The sequence below is a fragment of the Streptococcus parapneumoniae genome (assembly GCF_037076355.1).
GTDB classification, from domain to species: Bacteria; Bacillota; Bacilli; order Lactobacillales; family Streptococcaceae; genus Streptococcus; species Streptococcus parapneumoniae.
This window is the reverse complement of the sequence record NZ_AP026968.1, coordinates 1633180-1656231: the sequence shown is the minus strand read 5'-3', so window position 1 is coordinate 1656231 and position 23052 is coordinate 1633180. Positions and strand designations below refer to the sequence as shown.

General features: G+C 38.8%; 19 protein-coding genes and 1 tRNA gene. 16 read left to right on the top strand and 4 right to left on the bottom strand.

Annotation, left to right across the window (positions count from 1 at the left end; all coding sequences use genetic code 11):
* Nucleotides 1–262 precede the first annotated feature (262 nt).
* Together SP4011_RS08540 and SP4011_RS08535 are read right to left on the bottom strand one after the other, a co-directional pair.
* On the bottom strand, nt 263–604 hold the full coding sequence (locus tag SP4011_RS08540) for a type II toxin-antitoxin system RelE/ParE family toxin (protein WP_173275741.1): 342 nt from the start codon (nt 602–604) through the stop codon (nt 263–265).
* Nucleotides 594–881: a type II toxin-antitoxin system RelB/DinJ family antitoxin gene (locus SP4011_RS08535; RefSeq protein ID WP_173275736.1), complete on the bottom strand. Its 288-nt coding sequence runs from the start codon at nt 879–881 to the stop codon at nt 594–596. Before SP4011_RS08535 ends, SP4011_RS08540 begins: the two co-directional genes overlap by 11 nt.
* 324 nt (nt 882–1205) lie before the next feature.
* Here SP4011_RS08535 and SP4011_RS08530 point away from each other — a divergent pair, with 324 nt between their 5' ends.
* The 6 genes from SP4011_RS08530 (at nt 1206) to SP4011_RS08505 (ending at nt 12302) form a co-directional block, all read left to right on the top strand.
* Nucleotides 1206–2198 carry an ABC transporter ATP-binding protein gene (locus tag SP4011_RS08530; protein WP_001240794.1) on the top strand — a complete coding sequence of 331 codons (993 nt, stop codon included), beginning with the start codon at nt 1206–1208 and terminating at the stop codon, nt 2196–2198.
* A gap of 1 nt (nt 2199) precedes the next feature.
* Nucleotides 2200–3018, top strand: a complete 819-nt coding sequence (locus SP4011_RS08525; RefSeq protein WP_173283037.1) for an ABC transporter permease — start codon at nt 2200–2202, stop codon at nt 3016–3018.
* 1 nt (nt 3019) lies between these two features.
* Nucleotides 3020–3805, top strand: coding sequence for an ABC-2 family transporter protein (locus SP4011_RS08520; protein WP_173283347.1), 786 nt, complete (start codon nt 3020–3022; stop codon nt 3803–3805).
* A gap of 100 nt (nt 3806–3905) precedes the next feature.
* Nucleotides 3906–3978: transfer RNA gene (locus SP4011_RS08515), tRNA-Thr, on the top strand.
* Between the two features lie 857 nt (nt 3979–4835).
* Nucleotides 4836–11501, top strand: coding sequence for a S8 family serine peptidase (locus SP4011_RS08510; RefSeq protein ID WP_173283041.1), 6666 nt, complete (start codon nt 4836–4838; stop codon nt 11499–11501).
* A gap of 492 nt (nt 11502–11993) precedes the next feature.
* On the top strand, nt 11994–12302 hold the full coding sequence (locus SP4011_RS08505; protein WP_173283043.1) for a hypothetical protein: 309 nt from the start codon (nt 11994–11996) through the stop codon (nt 12300–12302).
* A gap of 277 nt (nt 12303–12579) precedes the next feature.
* On the opposite strand, the gene SP4011_RS08500 is transcribed toward SP4011_RS08505, so the two are convergent.
* The gene (locus tag SP4011_RS08500) at nt 12580–12939 is read right to left on the bottom strand and encodes a DUF3397 family protein (RefSeq protein ID WP_173283308.1); all 360 of its coding nucleotides are present in this window, start codon (nt 12937–12939) and stop codon (nt 12580–12582) included.
* Nucleotides 12940–13030: 91 nt separating this feature from the next.
* On the opposite strand from SP4011_RS08500, the gene SP4011_RS08495 reads away from it, so the two are divergent.
* The 4 genes from SP4011_RS08495 to SP4011_RS08480 are packed head-to-tail and all read left to right on the top strand — an operon-like array spanning nt 13031 to nt 16841.
* Nucleotides 13031–13987 carry a TIGR01212 family radical SAM protein gene (locus tag SP4011_RS08495; RefSeq protein WP_175880163.1) on the top strand — a complete coding sequence of 319 codons (957 nt, stop codon included), beginning with the start codon at nt 13031–13033 and terminating at the stop codon, nt 13985–13987.
* Nucleotides 13971–14528, top strand: coding sequence for a class I SAM-dependent methyltransferase (locus SP4011_RS08490; RefSeq protein ID WP_173283307.1), 558 nt, complete (start codon nt 13971–13973; stop codon nt 14526–14528). Before SP4011_RS08495 ends, SP4011_RS08490 begins: the two co-directional genes overlap by 17 nt.
* A complete protein-coding gene (locus SP4011_RS08485) occupies nt 14521–14775 on the top strand; it encodes a hypothetical protein (protein WP_000361085.1) in 255 nt (84 codons plus the stop codon). Before SP4011_RS08490 ends, SP4011_RS08485 begins: the two co-directional genes overlap by 8 nt.
* Nucleotides 14776–14786: 11 nt before the next feature.
* A complete protein-coding gene (locus SP4011_RS08480) occupies nt 14787–16841 on the top strand; it encodes a sodium:proton antiporter (protein ID WP_338618782.1) in 2055 nt (684 codons plus the stop codon).
* On the opposite strand, the gene SP4011_RS08475 is transcribed toward SP4011_RS08480, so the two are convergent.
* Nucleotides 16842–17033 (bottom strand): hypothetical protein, encoded by a 192-nt coding sequence (locus SP4011_RS08475; protein ID WP_338618781.1) that lies wholly within the window; start codon nt 17031–17033, stop codon nt 16842–16844.
* A gap of 32 nt (nt 17034–17065) precedes the next feature.
* Here SP4011_RS08475 and SP4011_RS08470 point away from each other — a divergent pair, with 32 nt between their 5' ends.
* The 6 genes from SP4011_RS08470 to SP4011_RS08445 all read left to right on the top strand — a co-directional run bounded on the left by SP4011_RS08470 (nt 17066) and on the right by SP4011_RS08445 (nt 23051).
* Nucleotides 17066–17926 carry a YhjD/YihY/BrkB family envelope integrity protein gene (locus SP4011_RS08470; protein ID WP_173283314.1) on the top strand — a complete coding sequence of 287 codons (861 nt, stop codon included), beginning with the start codon at nt 17066–17068 and terminating at the stop codon, nt 17924–17926.
* A gap of 209 nt (nt 17927–18135) precedes the next feature.
* The gene (gene ccdA2 / locus SP4011_RS08465) at nt 18136–18846 is read left to right on the top strand and encodes a thiol-disulfide oxidoreductase-associated membrane protein CcdA2 (RefSeq protein ID WP_173282915.1); all 711 of its coding nucleotides are present in this window, start codon (nt 18136–18138) and stop codon (nt 18844–18846) included.
* A gap of 19 nt (nt 18847–18865) precedes the next feature.
* Complete coding sequence (locus SP4011_RS08460) at nt 18866–19432, top strand: TlpA family protein disulfide reductase (RefSeq protein WP_173282916.1); 567 nt, start codon at nt 18866–18868, stop codon at nt 19430–19432.
* Between the two features lie 10 nt (nt 19433–19442).
* Nucleotides 19443–20555 carry a peptide-methionine (R)-S-oxide reductase MsrB gene (gene msrB, locus SP4011_RS08455; RefSeq protein ID WP_173282917.1) on the top strand — a complete coding sequence of 371 codons (1113 nt, stop codon included), beginning with the start codon at nt 19443–19445 and terminating at the stop codon, nt 20553–20555.
* A 70-nt stretch (nt 20556–20625) separates the two neighbouring features.
* Complete coding sequence (locus SP4011_RS08450) at nt 20626–21363, top strand: response regulator transcription factor (RefSeq protein WP_173262273.1); 738 nt, start codon at nt 20626–20628, stop codon at nt 21361–21363.
* Nucleotides 21360–23051, top strand: a complete 1692-nt coding sequence (locus SP4011_RS08445; RefSeq protein ID WP_173262276.1) for a cache domain-containing sensor histidine kinase — start codon at nt 21360–21362, stop codon at nt 23049–23051. Before SP4011_RS08450 ends, SP4011_RS08445 begins: the two co-directional genes overlap by 4 nt.
* Nucleotide 23052 lies beyond the last annotated feature (1 nt).

The window sequence follows — 23052 nt, the reverse complement described above, 5'->3', positions numbered from 1 at the left end:
GGCGGACTATTCCAGATTCAATCAACTATAATGTTAAAAGTTATTGGATCTGTAGAGGTCCACAATTTCGTCATTTTGAGTCTAAAAAGAGAATGGTTTCCATGCTTTGATTACTGTTCTCTACAAACGTGAGCTTGTGCATGAGTAGAACGTTGGGGAGCTCCTCGATATGTTAGAGGATTGGGAGTTTTAAAAAATCCTTGTTTATGCTTTTTCATATGCAATCGATTTGTAGTAGATAAAAAGACTGAGAGCTTACTTCTCAGTCTTGGATATGTTGAAAGAGGTGGTCGAGTTGGTTTAGGTAGTCGGTGCGTGAATTGATAATTTTCAGGATATGGACTTCTTTTTCATGAATGAGGTAAAAGAGTAGGTATTGTTTAGAGACAATCATTCTGAGCATATTTTCTGGATAGAGGGAGTATCCGATTTTATGGTCAAAGTTAATACCGCCCTCTGGTGAGAAGGTGAGTAGATTGGTAATTTGTTGGAGACGAGTGATGACTTTCTTGGCTATGTTTTCACTGAACTCTGTGGAGTAGTAGATGAAAATATCGTCCAAGTCTTGTCTAGCTTGTTCTGTGAAGCGTACTTTATAGTCCATACTTTGAAAAGACCTCGTCTGCGTCGTAGAGACGCCCCTTGATGATGTCTTGGTAGCCTTTATCTAGTTCTGCCTTGAGTTCGCCTAGGAAGATTTCTGCTTTGAGTTGGTCGGCTGTTTTAATTGGGAGACCTTTTTCAAGGACGATTTGTTCTACAAAGAGGTTGAGGGCATCTGAAAGGCTGATGTTTTGGCTTTCTAGGATGGTTTTTGCTTCTTCAAATAGTTGAGTATTGACGCGGAAGTTATAAACTCGGTCTCGTGTAAGTCTTGACATGGCATTTCTCCTTGTAATGATATTGTATTACATATACATTACAAAAAAAGATCGAGAAAGTCAAGGGCTGTTTTAGTAGGAAGGGTGGTAGGTTGGTAATTTAAACTATCAAACAGAATTTTTGATTAAAAGTATTATTTTAAGAGAAAAATTTTCAATTTCACAAATTTTAGGCAAACGCTTGCATTCTATTTTTTATTAGATTATAATAGGTTGGTATAAAGCCTTCTGTAGTAATAAAATGTAGAAGGTGTAGAAAGTAAGGATTTAGAATATTTGTAGTCAAAAGACAATGTTGCAATTCCTTACCATAGGGAGATAGATATGGCAATGATAGAAGTGGAACATCTTCAGAAAAATTTTGTGAAGACTGTTAAGGAACCGGGCTTGAAGGGGGCTTTGCGCTCCTTTATTCATCCTGAAAAGCAGACCTTTGAAGCGGTCAAGGATTTGACCTTTGAGGTTCCCAAGGGGCAGATTTTAGGATTCATCGGGGCAAATGGTGCTGGGAAGTCGACAACCATTAAAATGCTGACTGGGATTTTGAAACCGACATCTGGTTTTTGTCGGATTAACGGCAAGATTCCCCAGGATAATCGCCAAGATTATGTCAAGGATATTGGTGTAGTCTTTGGACAACGCACCCAGCTATGGTGGGATTTGGCTCTGCAAGAGACCTACACGGTCTTAAAAGAGATTTATGATGTGCCAGACTCGCTCTTTCATAAGCGCATGGACTTTTTGAATGAAGTCTTGGATTTGAAGGACTTTATCAAGGATCCCGTGCGGACTCTTTCACTGGGTCAACGGATGCGTGCAGACATCGCAGCTTCCTTGCTTCACAATCCCAAGGTACTCTTTTTAGATGAGCCGACCATTGGTTTGGACGTTTCGGTCAAGGATAACATTCGTCGGGCTATTACTCAGATCAATCAGGAGGAAGAAACCACCATTCTCTTGACCACTCACGACCTGAGCGACATTGAGCAACTCTGTGATCGGATTTTCATGATTGATAAGGGCCAAGAGATTTTTGATGGGACGGTTAGCCAGCTCAAGGAAACCTTTGGCAAGATGAAGACGCTCTCCTTTGAACTGCTACCAGGTCAAAGTCATCTCGTCTCTCACTATGAAGGCCTGCCTGATATGATTATTGATAGACAGGGGAATAGCCTCAACATTGAATTCGATAGTTCTCGCTACCAATCAGCTGATATTATTAAGCAAACCCTGTCTGATTTTGAAATCCGCGATTTGAAGATGGTGGATACGGATATCGAGGACATTATCCGTCGCTTCTACCGAAAGGAGCTCTAAGATGGTCAAATTGTGGAGACGTTATAAACCCTTTATCAATGCAGGTGTTCAGGAATTGATCACCTATCGAGTCAACTTTATTCTTTATCGGATTGGGGATGTCATGGGGGCTTTTGTGGCCTTTTATCTCTGGAAGGCAGTCTTTGATTCCTCCCAGGAGTCTTTGATTCAGGGCTTTAGTATGGCAGATATCACCCTCTACATCATCATGAGTTTTGTGACAAATCTTCTGACTAGGTCAGATTCGTCCTTTATGATCGGGGAGGAGGTCAAGGATGGTTCCATTATCATGCGATTGTTGAGACCAGTGCATTTTGCGGCCTCTTACCTTTTCACCGAGCTTGGATCCAAGTGGTTGATTTTTATCAGCGTTGGCCTTCCATTTTTAAGTGTCATTGTTTTAATGAAAATCATATCTGGTCAAGGCATTGTAGAGGTGTTGGGTTTAACTGTCCTTTATCTCTTTAGCTTAACGCTAGCTTACCTAATCAACTTTTTCTTTAATATCTGCTTTGGATTTTCTGCCTTTGTGTTTAAAAATCTATGGGGTTCCAATCTACTTAAGACTTCCATAGTGGCTTTTATGTCTGGAAGTTTGATTCCCTTGGCTTTCTTTCCAAAGGTTGTTGCAGATATTCTGTCCTTCTTGCCTTTCTCATCTTTGATCTACACTCCGGTCATGATCATTGTTGGGAAATACGATGCTAATCAGATGCTTCAGGCACTCCTTTTGCAGTTCTTCTGGCTCTTAGTGATGGTGGGCTTGTCTCAGTTGATTTGGAAACGAGTCCAGTCATTCATTACCATTCAGGGAGGTTAGTATGAAAAAATATCAACGCATGCATCTGATTTTTATCAGACAATACATCAAACAAATTATGGAATACAAGGTGGATTTTGTGGTTGGTGTGCTGGGAGTTTTCTTGACTCAAGGCTTGAATCTCTTGTTTCTCAATGTCATCTTTCAACACATCCCATCCCTAGAAGGTTGGACCTTTCAAGAAATTGCCTTTATCTATGGTTTTTCCTTGATTCCAAAGGGACTGGACCATCTCTTTTTTGACAATCTATGGGCACTGGGACAGCGCTTGGTGCGAAAAGGAGAGTTTGACAAGTATCTGACTCGTCCTATCAATCCTCTCTTCCATATTTTAGTTGAGACCTTTCAGATTGATGCCTTGGGCGAACTTTTGGTCGGTGGTATCCTACTGGGAACAACAGTGACTAGCATTGATTGGACTCTTCCAAAATTCCTGATTTTCCTAGTCTGCATTCCTTTTGCGACTTTGATTTATACTTCTCTTAAAATCGCGACAGCTAGTATCGCTTTTTGGACCAAACAGTCAGGCGCCATGATTTACATCTTCTATATGTTCAATGATTTTGCCAAGTATCCCATTTCTATTTACAATTCTCTTCTTCGGTGGTTAATCAGTTTTATTGTACCTTTTGCCTTTACGGCCTACTATCCTGCCAGCTATTTCTTGCAGGACAAGGATGTAATCTTTAACATCGGAGGTTTGATGTTGATTTCCCTCGCTTTCTTTGTCATTTCCCTTAAACTCTGGGACAGGGGCTTGGATTCTTATGAAAGTGCTGGGTCCTAAGATGAAGAAACTCAAAGCCTTGTCTTAGGACAGGCTTTTTCTAATAGAGATGAAAATTCCTTGACATCTATTCTCAGAGTGCTATACTGTAAGTGTAATAGCCGATTTAGCTCAGTTGGTAGAGCAAGGCACTCGTAAAGCCTAGGTCACAGGTTCGATCCCTGCAATCGGCAAAGTGAAGAAGCTCATTCTACTGGGTTTCTTTTTTCTTAATTATTTGAACCATTTAGACCGAGATAAAGACCAGATAGACAAAAGAGCTTGTTCTTGAAACTAACCTCTGCTATAATGATTTTTGTAAGGGACGTGAGTATTCATACTCTTCGAAAATCTCTTCAAACAACGTCAGCTTCACCTTGCCGTATATATGTTACTGACTTCGTCAGTTCTATCCACAACCTCAAAGCAGTGCTTTGAGCTGACTTCGTCAGTTCTATCCACAACCTCAAAGCAGTGCTTTGAGCTGACTTCGTCAGTCTTATCTACAACCTCAAAACAGTGTTTTGAGCAGCCTGTGGCTAGTTTCCTAGTTTGCTTTTTAATTTTCATTGAGTATTAGTTGCTAGAGCAAGACACTCGTAAAGCCTAGGTCACAGGTGAAGATAGGACTGAGGATTTGAAAAAATAGATATGTAGGAATAACCGTTAAGCCTCGTTCTTAGCGGTTATTTATATTGTTTAATAGCGCTGATATTTCATCAATGATGTTTGACTTTGTGATGCTGCTAGTGCTTTAAGTTGATTGCTACTATTTTTGATGGTGTGAATGTTCTGATAATATACCCCAGATAACTACGAAAGTTTTGGACTCTATATTTTTAATGCGTGTTAAAAAATAAATTAACGCATGTTAATTTTTCTTGACTTAAATTTTTTAAATGATATACTATTTTTATGGAGAGCTAACAATTATATATAAATGTACTACTCTATTTCCTAGATAATACTTAGTAAAACTTTTTATAACAAAGGCTAGCAAAGTTAAAGTTTTCTATCTATTGGAAGTTAAATAAATATGTAAGGGATTAAAATGAAAAAAAGTACAGTATTGTCATTAACCACAGCTGCAGTTATTTTAGCAGCCTATGCCCCTAATGAGGTAGTCTTAGCAGACACATCTAACTCTGAAGATGCTTTAAATATATCTGATAAAGAAGAAGTAGTAGTAGATAAGGAAACAGAAAATAAAGAGAAACATGAAGATATTCATAATGCTATAGAAACTTCAAAGGATACTGAAGAAAAGAAAACAACAATTATTGAGGAAAAAGAAGTTGTTAGTAAAGAATCTGTGATAGATAACAAAACTAGCAATGAAGAAGAAAAAATCAAAGAAGATTCCAATCAATCCAAAGAAGATAAAGCGGACTCGTCTGCAAGTAAAGACCCAGAAAGTCCCAAAAAAGAGGATAAACTTGTCTATATTGCTGAATTTAAAGATAAAGAATCTGGAGAAAAAGCAATCAAGGAATTATCCAATCTTAAGGATACAAACGTTTTATATACCTATAATACGATTTTTAATGGTGTTTCAATAGAAACAACTCCAGATAATCTGGATAAAATTAAACTAATAGAAGGTATTTCATCGGTTGAACGGTCACAAAAACTCCAACCCATGATGAATCATGCCCGAAAGGAAATTGGAGTTGAGGAGGCTATCGATTACCTAAAGGCCATTAATGCTCAATTTGGGAAAAACTTTGATGGTAGAGGTATGGTCATTTCAAATATCGATACCGGGACAGATTATAGGCATAAGGCCATGAGGATTGATGATGATGCCAAAGACTCAATGAGATTTAAAAAAGAAGACTTAAAAGGTACTGATAAAAATTTCTGGTTGAGTGATAAGATTCCTCATGCTTTCAATTATTATAATGGTGGTAAAATAACTGTAGAAAAAGCTGATGATGGAAGTGATTATTTTGATCCACATGGAATGCATATTGCAGGGATTCTTGCGGGAAATGATACTGAAAAAGACATCAAGAACTTTAATGGAATAGATGGAATTGCTCCTAATGCACAGATCTTCTCTTATAAAATGTACTCTGACGCAGGATCTGGGTTCGCAGGGGATGAAACAATGTTTCATGCTATTGAAGATTCCATCAAACACAACGTTGATGTTGTTTCTGTATCATCTGGTTTTACAGGAACAGGTCTTGTAGGTGAGAAATATTGGCAAGCTATTAGAGCATTAAGAAAAGCAGGCATTCCAATGGTTGTCGCTACGGGTAACTATGCGACTTCTGCTTCAAGTTCTTCTTGGGATTTAGTGGCAAATAATCATCTGAAAATGACCGACACTGGAAATGTAACGCGAACAGCAGCACATGAAGATGCGATAGCGGTTGCATCTGCTAAAAATCAAACAGTTGAATTTGATAAAGTTAAGATTGGAGGAAAAAGTTTTAAATACAGAAATATAGGAGCCTTTTTCGATAAGAATAAAATCACAACAAATGAAGATGGTTCAAAAGCTCCTGATAAATTGAAATTTGTATATATAGGCAAGGGCCAAGACCAAGAGTTGATAGGTTTGAATCTTAAGGGCAAAATTGCAGTAATGGATAGAATTTATACAAAGGATTTAAAAGATGCTTTTAAAAGAGCAACGAATAAGGGTGCACGCGCCATTATGGTTGTAAATACTGTCAATTACTACAATAGAGATAATTGGACAGAGCTTCCAGCTATGGGATATGAAGCGGATGAAGCTACTAAAAGTCAAGTGTTTTCAATTTCAGGAGATGATGGTGTAAAGCTATGGAACATGATTAATCCTGATAAAAAAACTGAAGTCAAAAGAAATAATAAAGAAGATTTTAAAGATAAGTTGGAGCAATACTATCCAATTGATATGGAAAGTTTTAATTCCAACAAACCGAATGTAGGTGACGAAAAAGAGATTGACTTTAAGTTTGCACCTGACACAGACAAAGAACTCTATAAAGAAGATATCATCGTTCCAGCAGGATCCACATCTTGGGGGCCAAGAGTAGATTTACTTTTAAAACCCGATGTTTCAGCACCTGGTAAAAACATTAAATCTACTCTCAATGTCATTAATGGGAAATCAACTTATGGCTATATGTCAGGAACTAGTATGGCAACTCCAATCGTAGCAGCTTCTACTGTTTTGATTAGACCGAAGTTAAAGGAAATGCTTGAAAGACCTGTATTGAAAAATCTTGAGGGAGATGACAAAATAGACCTTACAAGTCTTACAAAAATTGCTTTACAAAATACTGCGCGACCTATGATGGACGCAACGTCTTGGAAAGAAAAAAGCCAATACTTTGCATCACCTAGACAACAGGGAGCGGGGCTAATTAATGTTGCCAATGCTTTGAGAAATGAAGTTGTAGCGACTTTCAAAAACAAGGATTCTAAAGGTTTGGTAAACTCTTATGGTTCTATTTCTCTTAAAGAAATAAAAGGAGAAGAAAAATATTTTACAGTTAAGCTTCACAATACATCAGACAGACCTTTAACCTTTAAAGTTTCAGCATCAGCGATAACTACAGATTCTCTAACTGACAGATTAAAACTGGATGAAACATATAAAGATGAAAAATCTCCAGATGGGAAGCAAATTGTTCCAGAAATCCATCCAGAAAAAATCAAAGGAGCAAATATCACATTTGAGCATGATACTTTCACTATAGGCGCAAATTCTAGCTTTGATTTGAATGCGGTTATAAATGTTGGAGAGGCTAAAGACAAAAATAAATTTGTAGAATCATTTATTCATTTTGAGTCAGTGGAAGAAATGGAAGCTCTAAACTCTAACGGGAAGAAAATAAACTTCCAACCTTCTTTGTCGATGCCTCTAATGGGATTTGCTGGGAATTGGAACCACGAACCAATCCTTGATAAATGGGCTTGGGAAGAAGGATCAAAATCAAAAACAATGGAAGGTTATGATGATGATGGTAAACCGAAAATTCCTGGAACCTTGAACAAGGGTATTGGTGGAGAACATGGTATAGATAAATTTAATCCAGCAGCTATTATTCAAAACAGAAAAGATAAAAATATTACATCACTAGACCAAGACCCAGACTTATTTGCCTTTAACAACCAAGGTATTCATGCAGAATCCACTAGTGGATCTAATGTTGCTAGGGTATATCCACTTGACTCAAAGGGAGAACCACAAAGTGTTTCACTAGAAAGAGGATTAACACCTTCTCCACTTGTATTAAGAAGTGCAGAAGAAGGATTGATTTCAATAGTAAATATAAATAAAGAGGGAGAAAATCAAAGAGACTTAAAAGTCATTTCGAGAGAACACTTTATTAGAGGAATTTTAAATTCTAAAAGCAATGATGCAAAGGGAATCAAATCATCTAAACTAAAAGTTTGGGGTGACTTGAAGTGGGATGGGCTCATCTATAATCCTAGAGGTAGAGAAGAAAATGCACCAGAAAGTAAGGATAATCAAGATCCTGCTACTAGGATAAGAGGTCAATTTGAACCGATTGCGGAAGGTCAATATTTCTATAAATTCAAATATAGATTAACCAAGGATTATCCATGGCAGGTTTCTTATATACCAGTAAAAATTGATAATACAGCTCCAAGAATTATTTCAATTGATTTTTCTAATCCAGATAAAATTAAATTGATTGCAAAAGATACCTACCACAAGGTAAAGGATGAGTACAAACACGAAACCTTGTTTGCTAGAGACCAAAAAGAACATCCTGAGAAATTTGAAGAAGTAGCCAACGAAGTATGGTATGCAGGTGCAGCTCTTGTCGATAAGTATGGAGATGTTGAGAAAAATCTTGATGTAACTTACGCCGGAGAGGGTGAAGGAAGAAATAGAAAACTTGACAAAGACGGAAATACCATCTACGAAATTAGCGGAGCAGGAAATTTAAGAGGAAAAATCATCGAAGTAATCGCCCTAGATGGCGCAAGCAACTTTACCAAAATCCATAGAATTAAATTTGCTGATAAGGCTGACAAAAATGGAATGATTTCTTATTACCTAGTAGATCCTGACAAAGATGCTTCTTCTTACAAAAAACTAGGGGAAATTTCTGAAGATAAACTTAAAAATGCCCAAAGTCCAGAAGCCTCAAATAACGTAGAAGAAAAGAAAGAGACTGTTGAAGAAAAACCTATAGAGGGACCTTCAACTCTAGAGTTAGACAAAGAAATCTCTACTGTAAGAAACTTTGAAAATAAAGACCTAAAGAAACTAATTAAAAAGAAATATAAGGAAGAAGAAGACTTTGTAAATGGCGGAAAAAGAAAAGTAGAGCTTGATTATCAATATGATACTAAGGGAAATATAACTGCCTATGTGGATGGAAGTGCTCTAGAATATGAGACTGAGAAACTTGATGATGTTAAATCAAAGCTTGGTGGTGTATTAAGCCCATCAAAGGATGGACATTTTGAAATTCTTGGAAAAGTAAGTAATGTATCCAAAAATGCTAAGGCTTACTATGGCAATGGCTTCAAATTAATAGAAATTAAGGCAAGTAAATACGACCCACAAACTAAAACTCTAACCTTTGACTTATTTGCAAATACAAATGATGTAGTCGATGGTCTATCCTTTACGGGTGATATGAATATCCTTGTAAAAGATAAGGGTAAAACAAAAGCTAAAACTAAAATTAGAATGCCTGAAAAAAATAGGGAAACTAAAACAGAATATCCCTATGCATCAAGTTATGGGAATGTAATAGAATTAGGAGAAGGTGATCTTTCAAAAAACAAACCAAACAATTTAACTGAAATGGAATCTGGTAAAATCTATTCTGATTCAGAAAAACAACAATATCTATTAAAGGATAATATCATTCTGAGAAAAGGCTATGCACTAAAAGTGACTACCTATAATCCTGGAAAAACGGATATGTTAGAAGGAAATGGAGTCTATAGCAATGAAGATATAGCAAAAATACAAAAGGCCAATCCTAATCTAAGAGTCCTTTCAGAAAAAATAATTTATGCTGATAGTAGAAATGTTAAAGATGGAAGAAGCACTCAATCAGTATTAATGTCGGCTTTGGATGGCTTTAACATTGTAAGATATCAAGTGTTTACCTTTAACATGAATGATAAAGGGGAGGCAATCGATAAAGATGGAAATCTTGTGACAGATTCCTCTAAACTTGTATTATTTGGTAAAGATAATAAAGAGTATCATGGGGAGGAATATTCTAATGTAGAAGCTATAAAAGAAGATGGCTCCATGTTATTTATTGATACCAAACCAGTAAACCTTTCAATGGATAAGAACTACTTTAATCCATCTAAATCTAATAAAATTTATGTACGAAATCCAGAATTTTATTTAAGAGGTAAGATTTCTGATAAGGGTGGTTTTAACTGGGAATTGAGAGTTAATGAATCGGTTGTAGATAATTATTTAATCTACGGAGATTTACACATTGATAACACTAGAGATTTTAACGTTAAGCTTAATGTTAAAGACGGTGACATCATGGACTGGGGGATGAAAGATTATAAAGCAAACGGATTTCCAGATAAGGTAACAGATATGGATGGAAATGTTTATCTTCAAACTGGCTATAGCAATTTGAATGCGAAAGCGGTTGGAGTACACTATCAATTTTTATATGATAATGTTAAACCAGAAGTAAACATTGATCCCAAGGGAAATACAAGTATCGAATATGCTGATGGAAAATCTGTAGTCTTTAACATCAATGATAAAAGAGATAATGGATTCAATGGTGAGATTCAAGACAAACATATTTATGTAAATGGAAAAGAATATAAATCATTTGATGATATTAAACAACTAACAGATAAGACACTAAATATTAAGATTCTTGTAAAAGATTTCGCAAGAAATACAACCGTAAAAGAATTCATTTTAAACAAAGATACGGGAGAGGTAAGAGAACTAAAACCTCATAGGGTAACTGTGACCATTCAAAATGGAAAAGAAATGAGTTCAACGATAGTGTCGGAAGAAGATTTCATTTTACCTGTCTATGAGGGTGAATTAGAAAAAGGCTATCAATTTGATGGTTGGGAAATTGCTGGTTTCGAAGGGAAAAAAGATGCTGGCTATGTTCTTAATTTATCAAAAGATACCTTTATAAAACCTGTATTCAAGAAAATAGAGGAGAAAAAGGAGGAAGAAAATAAACCTACTTTTGATGTATCCAAAAAGAAAAATAAGGTGCAAGTAAATCATAATCAATTAGATGAAAGTCACAGAAAAGAGGATTTACAAAGGGAAAATCATTCCCATAAATCTGATTCAACTGAAGGTGTCAAAGCTACAGTTCCTGTACAAGTAAATCATAATCAATTAGATGAAAGTCACAGAAAAGAGGATTTCCAAAGAGAAAATCATTCACACAAATCTGATTCAACTGAGGGTGTCACAGCTACAGTTCCTGTACAAGTAAATTATAGTCAATTAGATGAAAGTCAAAGATCTGATTTAACTAAGGATGTCAAAGCTACAGTTCCTGGTAGAAATGATAAAAACTTTGAAAATAAGACTGAAGTTTATCCTAATGAACCAGAGAACATAGCCAATAAAGACACCAATATCGATAGCAAATTAACTACTAACAATCTTAATAAGTCACCAAAAACCGGAACAGTTAGCGGAGTCTTTACATTATTCGTTGCTGGAATACTGTTTACCGTAGGCACATTTCTTGGATTAAAGAAAAAAGATTAAGATGAAGACAAAAGCTATAGATGAAAAAATGGTTTATGTACTGAGATAGTGTGATGATGAAACAGTTTTGTGAAAATAGCCATTTATAACTCAATTATTTAGTTTACTTTACTATTGATACTCTTTTTGGATTTATTAATAGACTTAGTTTCGACAACTAATGAATTGATTGAAAGGGTTAGTATTGACAATATTGGTCACATTGATTAGAAAATAGAGTCTATCAAAATTTAAAGGCTAATAGAGGTGATGAGATAATTTCAAGGAATTAAGTAGCGTTTGGTTGCTTAATTCCTTTTTATTTGGAAGGAAGTTTTTCACCTGCTTCCTTATTTTATCGCCATTATTTAACCACTTATACCGGTATAGAGACCAGATAGGCAAAAGACCTTGTTCTTGAAACTGACCTCTGTTATAATGATTTTTGTAAGGAACAGGAGGCGTCACTATCAGATAACTCAAGTTCCTAAAAAAGAAATCGGAGATAAAGAAATGAAAAAATTATTGGGGATTGTATTTTTAGTAGCAGCAGCGACAGTAGTGTATTTTGGTTCTGTTGGCTGGCCAAGTTTGGACATTAACCTTTGGTCATTGATTCCGGTAGGCTTGTTCCTATTTTTCACTCTAGAGAATCTTTTGAAAAAAGACTACAAGGCTAGTCTGATGTGTTTGATTATTGCCTTTATCATCGCAAATGCAATTTTGGACCTGTTGCCAATTTCAAGTGGCTTGGTGATTGGAGCAGGTGTGCTGGCCTGTGTAGGTATTGGTTACCTCCTTCCTGATAAAGAAGGAAAATAATACTCTTCGAAAATCTCTTCAAACCACGTCAGCTTCGCCTTGCCGTATATATGGTTACTGACTTCGTCAGTTCTATCCACAACCTCAAAACAGTGTTTTGAGCTGACTTCGTCAGTTCTATCTACAACCTCAAAGCAGTGCTTTGAGCAGCCTGCGGCTAGCTTCCTAGTTTGCTCTTTGATTTTCATTGAGTATAAGAATTATTAAAAAAGATATAAAGAAAAAACACTTCAATCATTGTATTTTAGTTTGATTGAGGTGTTTTCGATTTAGTTTTTTATTTCTGAGCCATCAATTCAACAATCATCTCGATATACATGACAAGGGTTAATAAGAATCCTGCACGCCAGAAGAATTTGATGAATTTAGGATAGTAAAAGCTACGTTTTTTCAAAAGGAAGAAAAAAACGAGAATAATGGCTAGAAGTGAGAGGGCTAGTCCCAGTCTAGGGAGAAAATTATGGGTAAAGGTTTTAGCTGTAATCAAGTAATACTCAAATATTAAAACTGGAAAGGCCAAATCCGCAAAATTTCGTCCTAGTTTTTTTAATCTAAAAAGTTTGCTTATGATAATGCAGACGACTAAGGTCAGTATCAATAATAAAATAGAGGCTAATTTCATTAAAATCATACCCATATTGTATCATAAAAAATGGCTAATGGAAACGAGAAACAGAGGAATTTATAGGAAAGTCAGGCTTTTGAGATTGTGGGTGTTTTTTGTTATAATGAAAGTTATGAAATCTTATAACACCTTGAATGATTATTATCGAAAACTATTTGGAGAAAAGACCTTTAAAGTCCCTATTGATGCGGGATTTGATTGTCCCAATCGTGATGGAACTGTGGCTCATGGAGGCTGTACTTTTTGTACGGTTTCTGGTTCTGGAGATGCTATTGTAGCACCAGATGCGCCTATCCGTGAGCAATTTTATAAGGAAATTGACTTTATGCATCGTAAGTGGCCGGATGTTCAGAAGTATCTGGTTTATTTTCAAAATTTTACCAACACCCATGAAAAGGTGGAAGTTATTCGAGAGCGCTATGAACAGGCTATCAACGAGCCAGGTGTGGTAGGAATCAATATCGGAACGCGCCCAGACTGTTTACCAGACGCAACCATTGAATATTTGGCTGAGTTATCGGAACGCATGCATGTGACGGTTGAATTGGGCTTGCAAACCACTTATGAAACAACCTCTGACCTGATTAACCGCGCCCATTCCTATGAGTTGTACGTGGAAACGGTCAAGCGTTTGAGAAAGTATCCCAAGATTGAGATTGTTTCCCATCTGATCAACGGCTTGCCTGGTGAAACCCATGAGATGATGATTGAAAATGTCCGCCGCTGTGTCACGGATAACGATATTCAAGGGATTAAATTGCACTTGCTTCACCTGATGACCAATACGCGTATGCAACGAGATTACCACGAGGGACGTTTGCAGTTGATGAGCCAGGACGAATATGTTAAGGTCATCTGTGACCAACTGGAAATCATTCCCAAGCATATCGTCATCCATCGAATCACGGGAGATGCACCTAGGGATATGCTGATTGGGCCTATGTGGAGCCTCAATAAATGGGAAGTCCTTAATAGTATTGAGACGGAGATGCGACGTCGTGGAAGCGTTCAAGGATGCAAGGCTGTAAAACAGGAGTTTGAAAATGAAAAGACCACTTGAGATGGCACATGATTTTTTGTCTGAGGTAGTGACAAAAGAGGATATCGTAGTGGATGCGACTATGGGAAATGGCCATGACACGCTTTTTCTGGCCAAGCTAGCCAAGCAAGTCTATGCTTTTGATATTCAGGAGCAAGCCTTGGAAAAGACCCAAGAACGTTTACATCAGACTGGCCTGACAAATGCCCAGTTAATCTTGCAAGGCCATGAGACACTGGACCAGTTTGTAACAGAAGCCAAGGCAGGGATTTTTAATCTGGGCTATCTACCATCAGCTGATAAGTCAGTCATTACCCAACCTCAGACGACTATTGAAGCATTAGAAAAGTTATGCCATTTGCTTGTCAAAGGTGGACGGATTGCTATCATGATCTACTATGGTCATGAAGGAGGCGACCTCGAGAGGGATGCTGTCTTGGATTTTGTTAGCCAGTTGAACCAACAAGAGTACACAGCTGCCATCTACAGAACTTTAAACCAAGTCAACAACCCGCCATTTTTAGTGATGATTGAAAAATTAGAGAGATATAGACATGGATAAACAATACCTACGTGAAAAGCTGGATGCCATGCGCCAGAATTTTGTTGAATCAACCCACCACGAACGAGCAGTGGGTGTGTTAGACCAAGCACACATGAGCAAAAAAATGCTTAAAATCAAGAAAAAATTAGTTGCTCTTGAAATGGAACGGTGCCAGAGAAAAATTGAGCACAAAGACTGTTCCAAGATTGACCAAAAAATTAAAGAGCAGAAGGAGATATTTGAATCCTGTTGTAAAAAAGATTAAGGAGGTCGTGCGTGGAATTACTGATTTACCTCATCCTATTTTTACTGGTCTTGATTGTCTCAAGTACAACCAATAAGCTCCTGCCCTTTTTGCCTCTCCCTTTGGTGCAAATTCTTTTGGGAATTGTGATTGGTCTCTTTTTACCCAATACCGATTTTCATCTCAATACAGAGTTGTTTTTGGCCCTGGTTATCGGGCCCTTGCTTTTCCGAGAGTCCGAAGAAGCAGATATTACGGCTATTTTAAAACACTGGCGAATCATTGTTTATCTCATATTTCCAGTGATTTTTATCTCGACCCTGAGTTTGGGTAGCTTGGCCCACCTTCTTTGGTTCAGCCTTCCCTTGGCAGCTTGCTTAGCTGTTGGGGCAGCCCTTGGACCTACGGATTTGGTAGCCTTTGCCTCTCTTTCGGAGCGCTTTAGCTTTCCTAAGCGCGTGTCCAATATTCTTAAGGGTGAAGGACTCTTGAATGATGCTTCTGGTTTGGTGGCTTTTCAGGTAGCTTTGACAGCTTGGACAACAGGAGCCTTTTCCCTTGGGCAAGCGAGTAGTTCGCTCATCTTTTCAATTCTAGGCGGTTTTTTGATTGGCTTTTTAACAGCCATGACCAACCGTTTCCTCCATAGCTTCTTGCTAAGTGTGAGAGCAACGGATATTGCCAGCGAACTTTTATTAGAATTGAGTTTGCCTCTGGTGACCTTCTTTCTGGCAGAAGAAGTCCATGTTTCAGGGATTATTGCCGTCGTAGTTGCGGGGATTTTAAAGGCAAGTCGCTTCAAGAAAATCACGCTCCTCGAAGCCCAAGTGGATACGGTGACCGAGACGGTCTGGCACACAGTGAACTTTATGCTCAACGGTTCTGTCTTTGTGATTTTAGGGATGGAGTTGGAAATGATAGCAGAGCCTATCTTAACCAATCCAATCTATAATCCCTTACTGTTATTGGCATCTCTTATAGCCCTTACCTTTGTCCTCTTTGCCATTCGTTTTGTCATGATTTATGGCTATTATGCCTACAGAACACGACGCCTCAAGAAAAAGCTAAATAAGTATATGAAGGATATGCTTCTCTTGACCTTCTCAGGTGTTAAGGGAACCGTGTCGATTGCTACGATCCTTTTGATACCGAGTAATTTAGAGCAGGAATATCCAATCTTACTTTTCCTTGTCGCAGGTGTCACGCTTGTCAGCTTTTTAACAGGTCTCTTGGTTCTGCCTCATCTTTCTGATGAAGAGGAAGAAAGCAAGGATTATCTCATGCATATCGCCATTTTGAATGAAGTAACGCTAGAGTTGGAAAAAGAGTTGGAAGATACCAGAAATAAGCTTCCTCTCTATGCAGCCATTGACAATTACCATGGACGTATTGAAAATCTCATCCTGAGTCAAGAAAATAAGGGGGCTCAAGAAGACTGGGCTGCTTTGAAACTCTTGATTCTTAGTATTGAAAGTGATGGATTGGAACAGGCCTATGAAGAGGGAAACATTAGCAATCGTGCTTACCGAGTTTACCAACGTTATCTGAAAAATATAGAACGAGGCATCAATCGTAAATTTGCGTCACGATTGACCTATTATTTCCTTGTTTCTTTGCGGATTTTACGTTTTCTCCTTCATGAAGTTTTTACTCTCGGAAAGACTTTCCGTAGCTGGAAGGACAAGGAGCAAAGCCGTCTCCGTGCTCTTGATTATGACCAAATTGCAGAGCTCTATCTTGCCAATACAGAGATGATTATTGAAAGTTTGGAAAACCTGAAGGGAGTCTATAGACGATCTTTGATTAGTTTTATGCAGGAGTCTCGTCTTCGTGAAACAGCTATTATCAGCAGTGGTGCCTTTGTCGAACGGGTTATCAATCGCGTTAAGCCCAACAATATCGATGAAATGCTGAGGGGCTATTATCTGGAGCGCAAGTTGATTTTTGAATACGAAGAAAAACGATTGATTACGACCAAGTATGCCAAGAAGTTACGACAAAATGTCAATAACTTAGAGAACTATTCTCTGAAGGAAGCTGCCAATACCCTGCCTTATGATATGGTGGAATTGGTAAGAAGAAATTAGTTAATACTCTTCGAAAATCTCTTCAAACCACGTCAGCGTCGCCTTACCGTAGGTATGGTTACTGACTTCGTCAGTTCTATCCACAACCTCAAAACAGTGTTTTGAGCTGACTTCGTCAGTTTCATCTACAACCTCAAAGCAGGGCTTTGAGCAACCTGCGGCTAGCTTCCTAGTTTGCTCTTTGATTTTCATTGAGTATAAGATTGTAAGTGAAGGAGTGTGACATGAAAAAAGGGTGGAACGAGCTGATAGACAAGCCTTTAGTAAAAGCTTTTTTGCATTATTATCAAGCATCAGATAGTGAGTTGACCAGTGTCGCAGTAGCCTACTATTGGTTGATTTCGATTTTTCCACTTCTTTTGGTGGTGGTCAATATTCTCCCCTATTTTCAGATTCCTGTGGGAGAATTTCTGGGCTTTGTGAAAGACGTCCTGCCCCCAAGCCTCTATGAAGGTGTGGAAAAAATAGCCAGAGAAGTCTTGACGCAACCTTCAACAGGTTTATTGAGTTTTTCTGTCTTGTCGGCGCTATGGAGTTTTTCAAAATCTATGAATTTCTTGCAAAAAGCTTTTAACAAGGCTTATGGCGTCGAAAAGAGTCGTGGACTTATTTCCCATCAGATGGTGAGTCTCCTAGTCAGTTTTGGCTTGCAGCTCCTCTTTGCGTTTGCCTTGTTTTTGAGCTTATTTGGGCAGATGATTTTGGATTTACTTGCTCATTATTGGACAAAAGATGGCATTATCTATCAGGCTTTACAAGGGTTGGCAGGTCCTCTGACTTACGCCCTCCTCTTTGCTATCTTGGTCATGCTTTATTATTTTCTTCCCAATCTATCTAACAGGAAACTTAGTTATACCCTACCAGGCAGTGCCTTTGTTCTCTTAGTGATTTTAGGTTTACTAACTCTGTTCTCTAGTTATCTCAATTACTATGTCCATCATTTAGTGGACGTCCGAATTTTAGGTTCTGTTCTTCTTGTTGTTATGATGTTTTGGTTTATCTTGATTGCTAAAATTGTTATCCTAGGCGCAGTTATCAATGCCAGTGTGCAGAGTTTGAAAGATCCGAGCTTTAGAAAAGATTAACTATTTATCTATTACAAAAGCGCATAGTATCAAGGTTCTATAAAGCCTTGATACTATGCGCTTTTGTGCTTTGACAGTTTTTGTATAATTTTTGTCCAAGATTTCTAAATCATCTGATTAAATTCCTATTTTTCCCTATCATCGTCCCTGTTTTTTCGAAAATGGAAGGAGTATAATAAACCTATCAATAAAATGATAGGAGGAACTTTATGGGTCATATTTTCTTTTTTCTAAGTGTCTTTTTGGCAGGGATTCTATCCTTCTTTTCTCCTTGTATCTTACCCTTGTTACCAGTCTATGCAGGGGTGTTACTAGATGATAAAGATGGTGCTCAGGCTTCTAGTGGCAAATTTTCAATCTCAGTTACTAGTTTATTGCGAACGCTGGCATTTATAGCAGGAATTTCCTTTATCTTTATTTTGTTGGGCTATGGAGCTGGTTTTTTAGGCGATTTGCTTTATGCATCTTGGTTTCAATATGTGACGGGTGCGGTTATCATTCTCTTAGGCTTGCACCAGATGGAGATTCTACGCTTTAAGGGGCTTTATAAGGAAAAGAGGTTACAACTGCAAGGACAGGGAAAAAACGCCAACGGCTATAGTCAGGCATTTTTACTGGGGTTGACTTTTAGTTTTGCTTGGACGCCTTGTGTGGGGCCGGTTCTGGGATCTGTTTTGGCCTTGGCGGCTTCAGGTGGTTCAGGTGCTTGGCAGGGAGCTGGTCTCATGTTGGTGTATACGCTGGGCTTGGCGCTACCATTCTTACTTCTAGCTCTGGCCTCTAGTTATATTTTGAAACATTTTCGAAAACTCCATCCCTATCTCGGAACCCTCAAAAAAGTGGGTGGTTTCCTCATTATCCTGATGGGAATCTTGGTTCTGTTTGGAAATGCTTCAATTTTAAGTCAACTATTTGAATAAAATGGAAAGGAATATCAGTATGAAAAAATGGCAAACATGTGTTCTTGGAGCAGGTTCGCTCCTTTGTTTGACGGCTTGTTCAGGCAAGTCCATGACTAGTGAACACCAAATGAAAGATGAAATGAAGATGGAGCAGACAGCTAGTAAAACAAGCGCAGCTAAAGGGAAAGAAGTTGCAGATTTTGAACTGACGGGAGTAGATGGCAAGACCTACCGCTTATCTGATTACAAGGGCAAGAAAGTCTATCTCAAATTCTGGGCTTCTTGGTGTTCCATCTGTCTGGCTAGTCTTCCAGACACGGATGAAATTGCTAAAGAAGCTGGCGATGACTATGTAGTTTTGACGGTAGTGTCACCAGGACATAAGGGAGAGCAATCTGAAGCGGACTTTAAGAATTGGTACAAGGGCTTGGATTATAAAAATTTCCCAGTCCTAGTTGACCCGTCAGGTAAGCTCTTGGAAAGTTATGGTGTTCGTTCTTACCCAACTCAAGCCTTTATAGATGGTGAAGGAAAATTGGTCAAAACCCAACCAGGATTCATGGAAAAAGATGCGATTTTGCAAACTTTAAAGGAATTAGCCTAGGAGGTGTTCTATGAATGATAAGCTAAAAATCATCTTGTTGCTAGGAGTATTTTTCCTAGCCATAACCGGTTTCTATTTTCTATTGATGCGAAATGCAGGGCAGACAGATGCCTCGCAAATTGAGAAAGCGGCAGTCAGCCAAGGAGGAAAAACAGTGAAAAAAACAGAAATTAGTAAAGACGCAGACTTGCACGAAATTTATCTAGCTGGAGGTTGTTTCTGGGGAGTGGAGGAATACTTCTCCCGCGTTCCCGGAGTGACAGATGCCGTATCAGGCTATGCAAACGGTAGAGGGGAAACAACCAAGTACGAATTGATCAACCAAACAGGTCATGCGGAGACTGTTCATGTTACCTATGATGCTAATCAAATTTCTCTCAAGGAAATCCTGCTTCACTATTTCCGCATTATCAGTCCAACCAGCAAAAATAAACAAGGAAATGATGTGGGAACCCAGTACCGTACCGGTGTATATTACACAGATGACAAGGATTTGGAGGTAATCAACCAGGTCTTTGATGAAGTTGCTAAGAAATACGACCAACCTCTAGCAGTTGAAAAGGAGAGTTTGCAGAATTTCGTAGTGGCTGAGGATTATCACCAAGACTACCTCAAGAAAAATCCAAATGGCTACTGCCATATCAATGTTAATCAGGCAGCCTACCCCGTCATCGATGCCAGCAAATACCCAAAACCAAGTGATGATGAATTGAAAAAGACCCTGTCACCTGAGGAGTATGCAGTTACCCAGAAAAATCAAACAGAACGAGCTTTCTCAAACCGCTACTGGGATAAATTTGAATCTGGTATCTATGTGGATGTAGCAACTGGTGAACCCCTCTTTTCATCAAAGGATAAGTTTGAGTCTGGTTGTGGCTGGCCTAGTTTTACCCAACCAATCAGTCCAGATGTTGCCACCTACAAGGAAGATAAGTCCTACAATATGACGCGTATGGAGGTGCGGAGTCGAGTAGGAGATTCTCACCTTGGGCATGTCTTTACGGACGGTCCACAGGACAAAGGTGGCTTGCGCTACTGTATCAATAGCCTCTCTATCCGCTTTATTCCCAAAGACCAAATGGAAGAAAAAGGCTATGCTTATTTACTAGATTATGTCGATTAAGAAGTCTTTCCTAAGCAGTTAGAGGAGAATTTTGCTATACTAATACTAGTAAGTGACAAAGGAGAGAAGCATGACCTACACAATCTTAATCGTAGAAGATGAATATCTGGTAAGACAAGGCTTGACCAAGTTGGTCAATGTAGCAGCCTACGATATGGAAATCATCGGTCAGGCTGAAAATGGAAGGCAGGCTTGGGAGCTAATTCAAAAGCAGATACCAGATATTATTTTAACCGATATCAATATGCCTCAGCTAAATGGCATCCAGTTGGCCAGTCTGGTACGAGAAACCTATCCTCAGGTTCATCTAGTTTTTTTGACAGGCTACGATGATTTTGATTATGCCTTGTCTGCTGTCAAACTCGGTGTGGATGACTACCTGCTTAAGCCCTTTTCTCGTCAGGATATTGAGGAAATGTTGAGGAAAATCAAGCAAAAGTTGGACAAGGAAGAGAAAGAAGAGCAGTTACAAGATTTACTGACCGATAAGTTTGAAGGAAACATGGCCCAGAAAATCCAGTCCCATCTGGCTGATAGCCAGTTTAGTTTAAAGTCTTTGGCCAGTGACTTGGGATTTAGTCCGACTTATCTGAGTTCTTTGATTAAGAAAGAGTTGGGTCTGCCTTTTCAGGATTATCTGGTGAGAGAACGTGTCAAACAAGCCAAGCTTTTGCTTTTGACCACGGATTTAAAGATTTATGAGATCGCAGAGAAGGTTGGTTTTGAAGATATGAACTATTTTACCCAACGCTTTAAGCAGATTGCGGGTGTGACACCTCGTCAGTTTAAGAAGGGAGAAGGCCGATGAAGCGTTCTTCTCTCCTAGTCAGAATGGTTATTTCCATCTTTCTGGTCTTTCTCATTCTCCTAGCTCTGGTTGGGACTTTCTACTATCAATCTAGTTCTTCAGCCATTGAGGCTAGCATTGAGGGCAATAGCCAGACGACTATCAGCCAGACTAGCCACTTTATCCAGTCTTATATCAAAAAATTAGAAACCACCTCGACTAGTTTGACCCAGCAGGCAGATGTCCTGACCTATGCTGAGAATCCCAGTCAAGACAAGGTCAAGGGAATCCGAAATCTATTTTTGACTATCTTGAAGGCAGACCAAGATTTGAAAGCTGTTGTACTGGTCACCAAATCAGGTCAGGTCATTTCTACAGATGACAGTGTGCAGATGAAAACATCCTCTGATATGATGGCTGAAGATTGGTATCAAAAGGCTATTCATCGGGGAGCCATGCCAGTTTTGAACCCAGCTCGTAAATCGGACAGTCAGTGGGTCATTTCTGTCACTCAAGAACTTGTTGATGCAAAGGGAGCCAATCTGGGCGTGCTTCGTTTGGATATTTCCTACGAAACTCTGGAAGCCTATCTCAACCAGCTTCAGTTGGGTCAGCAGGGATTTGCTTTCATTATCAATGAAAAACATGAATTTGTTTATCATCCTCAACACACAGTTTATAGTTCGTCTAGCGAAATGGAGGCCATGAAATCCTACATTGAGACGGGTCAGGGCTATACTTCTGGTCACAAATCCTACGTCAGTCAAGAAAAGATTGCAGGAACTGATTGGACGGTACTTGGCGTATCTTCGCTGGAGAAGTTAGATCAGGTTAGGAATCAACTCTTGTGGACCTTGCTTGGGGCTAGTATCACATCTCTTCTTGTCTGTCTCTGCTTGGTGTGGTTCAGTCTCAAACGCTGGATTGCTCCTTTAAGTGACTTAAGAGAAACCATGCTGGAAATTGCTTCTGGTGGTCAGAATCTTCGTGCCAAGGAAACTGGTGCCTATGAACTGAGAGAAGTGACTCGCCAATTTAATGCCATGTTGGATCGGATTGATCAGCTGATGGCAGATATTCGTAGCCAGGAAGAAACGACCCGTCAGTACCAACTTCAAGCCCTATCAAGTCAGATTAACCCTCATTTCCTCTATAACACCTTGGACACCATCATCTGGATGGCTGAATTTCAGGATAGTCAGCGTGTGGTTCAGGTGACCAAGTCCTTGGCAACCTATTTCCGCTTGGCACTCAATCAAGGCAAGGATTTGATTTGCCTGTCTGATGAAATCAATCATGTTCGCCAGTATCTCTTTATCCAGAAACAACGGTATGGAGATAAGCTGGAATACGAGATTGAGGAAAATCCTACCTTTGATCATCTAGTCTTGCCCAAGTTGGTGTTACAACCTCTGGTGGAAAATGCTCTTTACCATGGCATTAAGGAGAAGGAAGGTCAGGGACATATTAAACTTTCTGTCCAGAAACAGGATTCGGGCTTGGTCATCCGCATTGAGGATGATGGCGTTGGCTTCCAAGCTGCTGGCGATAGTAGTCAAAGTAACCTCAAACGTGGAGGAGTTGGTCTGCAAAATGTCGACCAACGGCTCAAACTTCATTTTGGAGAATATTACCAGATGAAGATTGATTCTAGGCCCCAAAAAGGGACGAAAGTGGAAATATACATAAATAGAATAGAAACTAGCTAAC

What these genes read in the sequence shown, in the direction of transcription:
- SP4011_RS08495 (WP_175880163.1), top strand. Translation starts at nt 13,031, where the DNA reads ATGAAAGTTATGAAATCTTATAACACCTTGAATGATTATTATCGAAAA.
- SP4011_RS08450 (WP_173262273.1), top strand. Translation starts at nt 20,626, where the DNA reads ATGACCTACACAATCTTAATCGTAGAAGATGAATATCTGGTAAGACAA.
- SP4011_RS08510 (WP_173283041.1), top strand. Translation starts at nt 4,836, where the DNA reads ATGAAAAAAAGTACAGTATTGTCATTAACCACAGCTGCAGTTATTTTA.
- SP4011_RS08505 (WP_173283043.1), top strand. Translation starts at nt 11,994, where the DNA reads ATGAAAAAATTATTGGGGATTGTATTTTTAGTAGCAGCAGCGACAGTA.
- SP4011_RS08485 (WP_000361085.1), top strand. Translation starts at nt 14,521, where the DNA reads ATGGATAAACAATACCTACGTGAAAAGCTGGATGCCATGCGCCAGAAT.
- SP4011_RS08500 (WP_173283308.1), bottom strand. Translation starts at nt 12,939, where the DNA reads ATGGGTATGATTTTAATGAAATTAGCCTCTATTTTATTATTGATACTG.
- SP4011_RS08530 (WP_001240794.1), top strand. Translation starts at nt 1,206, where the DNA reads ATGGCAATGATAGAAGTGGAACATCTTCAGAAAAATTTTGTGAAGACT.
- SP4011_RS08475 (WP_338618781.1), bottom strand. Translation starts at nt 17,033, where the DNA reads ATGAAAATCAAAGAGCAAACTAGGAAGCTAGCCGCAGGTTGCTCAAAG.
- SP4011_RS08540 (WP_173275741.1), bottom strand. Translation starts at nt 604, where the DNA reads ATGGACTATAAAGTACGCTTCACAGAACAAGCTAGACAAGACTTGGAC.
- SP4011_RS08470 (WP_173283314.1), top strand. Translation starts at nt 17,066, where the DNA reads ATGAAAAAAGGGTGGAACGAGCTGATAGACAAGCCTTTAGTAAAAGCT.
- SP4011_RS08520 (WP_173283347.1), top strand. Translation starts at nt 3,020, where the DNA reads ATGAAAAAATATCAACGCATGCATCTGATTTTTATCAGACAATACATC.
- ccdA2 (WP_173282915.1), top strand. Translation starts at nt 18,136, where the DNA reads ATGGGTCATATTTTCTTTTTTCTAAGTGTCTTTTTGGCAGGGATTCTA.
- SP4011_RS08525 (WP_173283037.1), top strand. Translation starts at nt 2,200, where the DNA reads ATGGTCAAATTGTGGAGACGTTATAAACCCTTTATCAATGCAGGTGTT.
- SP4011_RS08490 (WP_173283307.1), top strand. Translation starts at nt 13,971, where the DNA reads ATGAAAAGACCACTTGAGATGGCACATGATTTTTTGTCTGAGGTAGTG.
- SP4011_RS08460 (WP_173282916.1), top strand. Translation starts at nt 18,866, where the DNA reads ATGAAAAAATGGCAAACATGTGTTCTTGGAGCAGGTTCGCTCCTTTGT.
- SP4011_RS08535 (WP_173275736.1), bottom strand. Translation starts at nt 881, where the DNA reads ATGTCAAGACTTACACGAGACCGAGTTTATAACTTCCGCGTCAATACT.
- SP4011_RS08445 (WP_173262276.1), top strand. Translation starts at nt 21,360, where the DNA reads ATGAAGCGTTCTTCTCTCCTAGTCAGAATGGTTATTTCCATCTTTCTG.
- msrB (WP_173282917.1), top strand. Translation starts at nt 19,443, where the DNA reads ATGAATGATAAGCTAAAAATCATCTTGTTGCTAGGAGTATTTTTCCTA.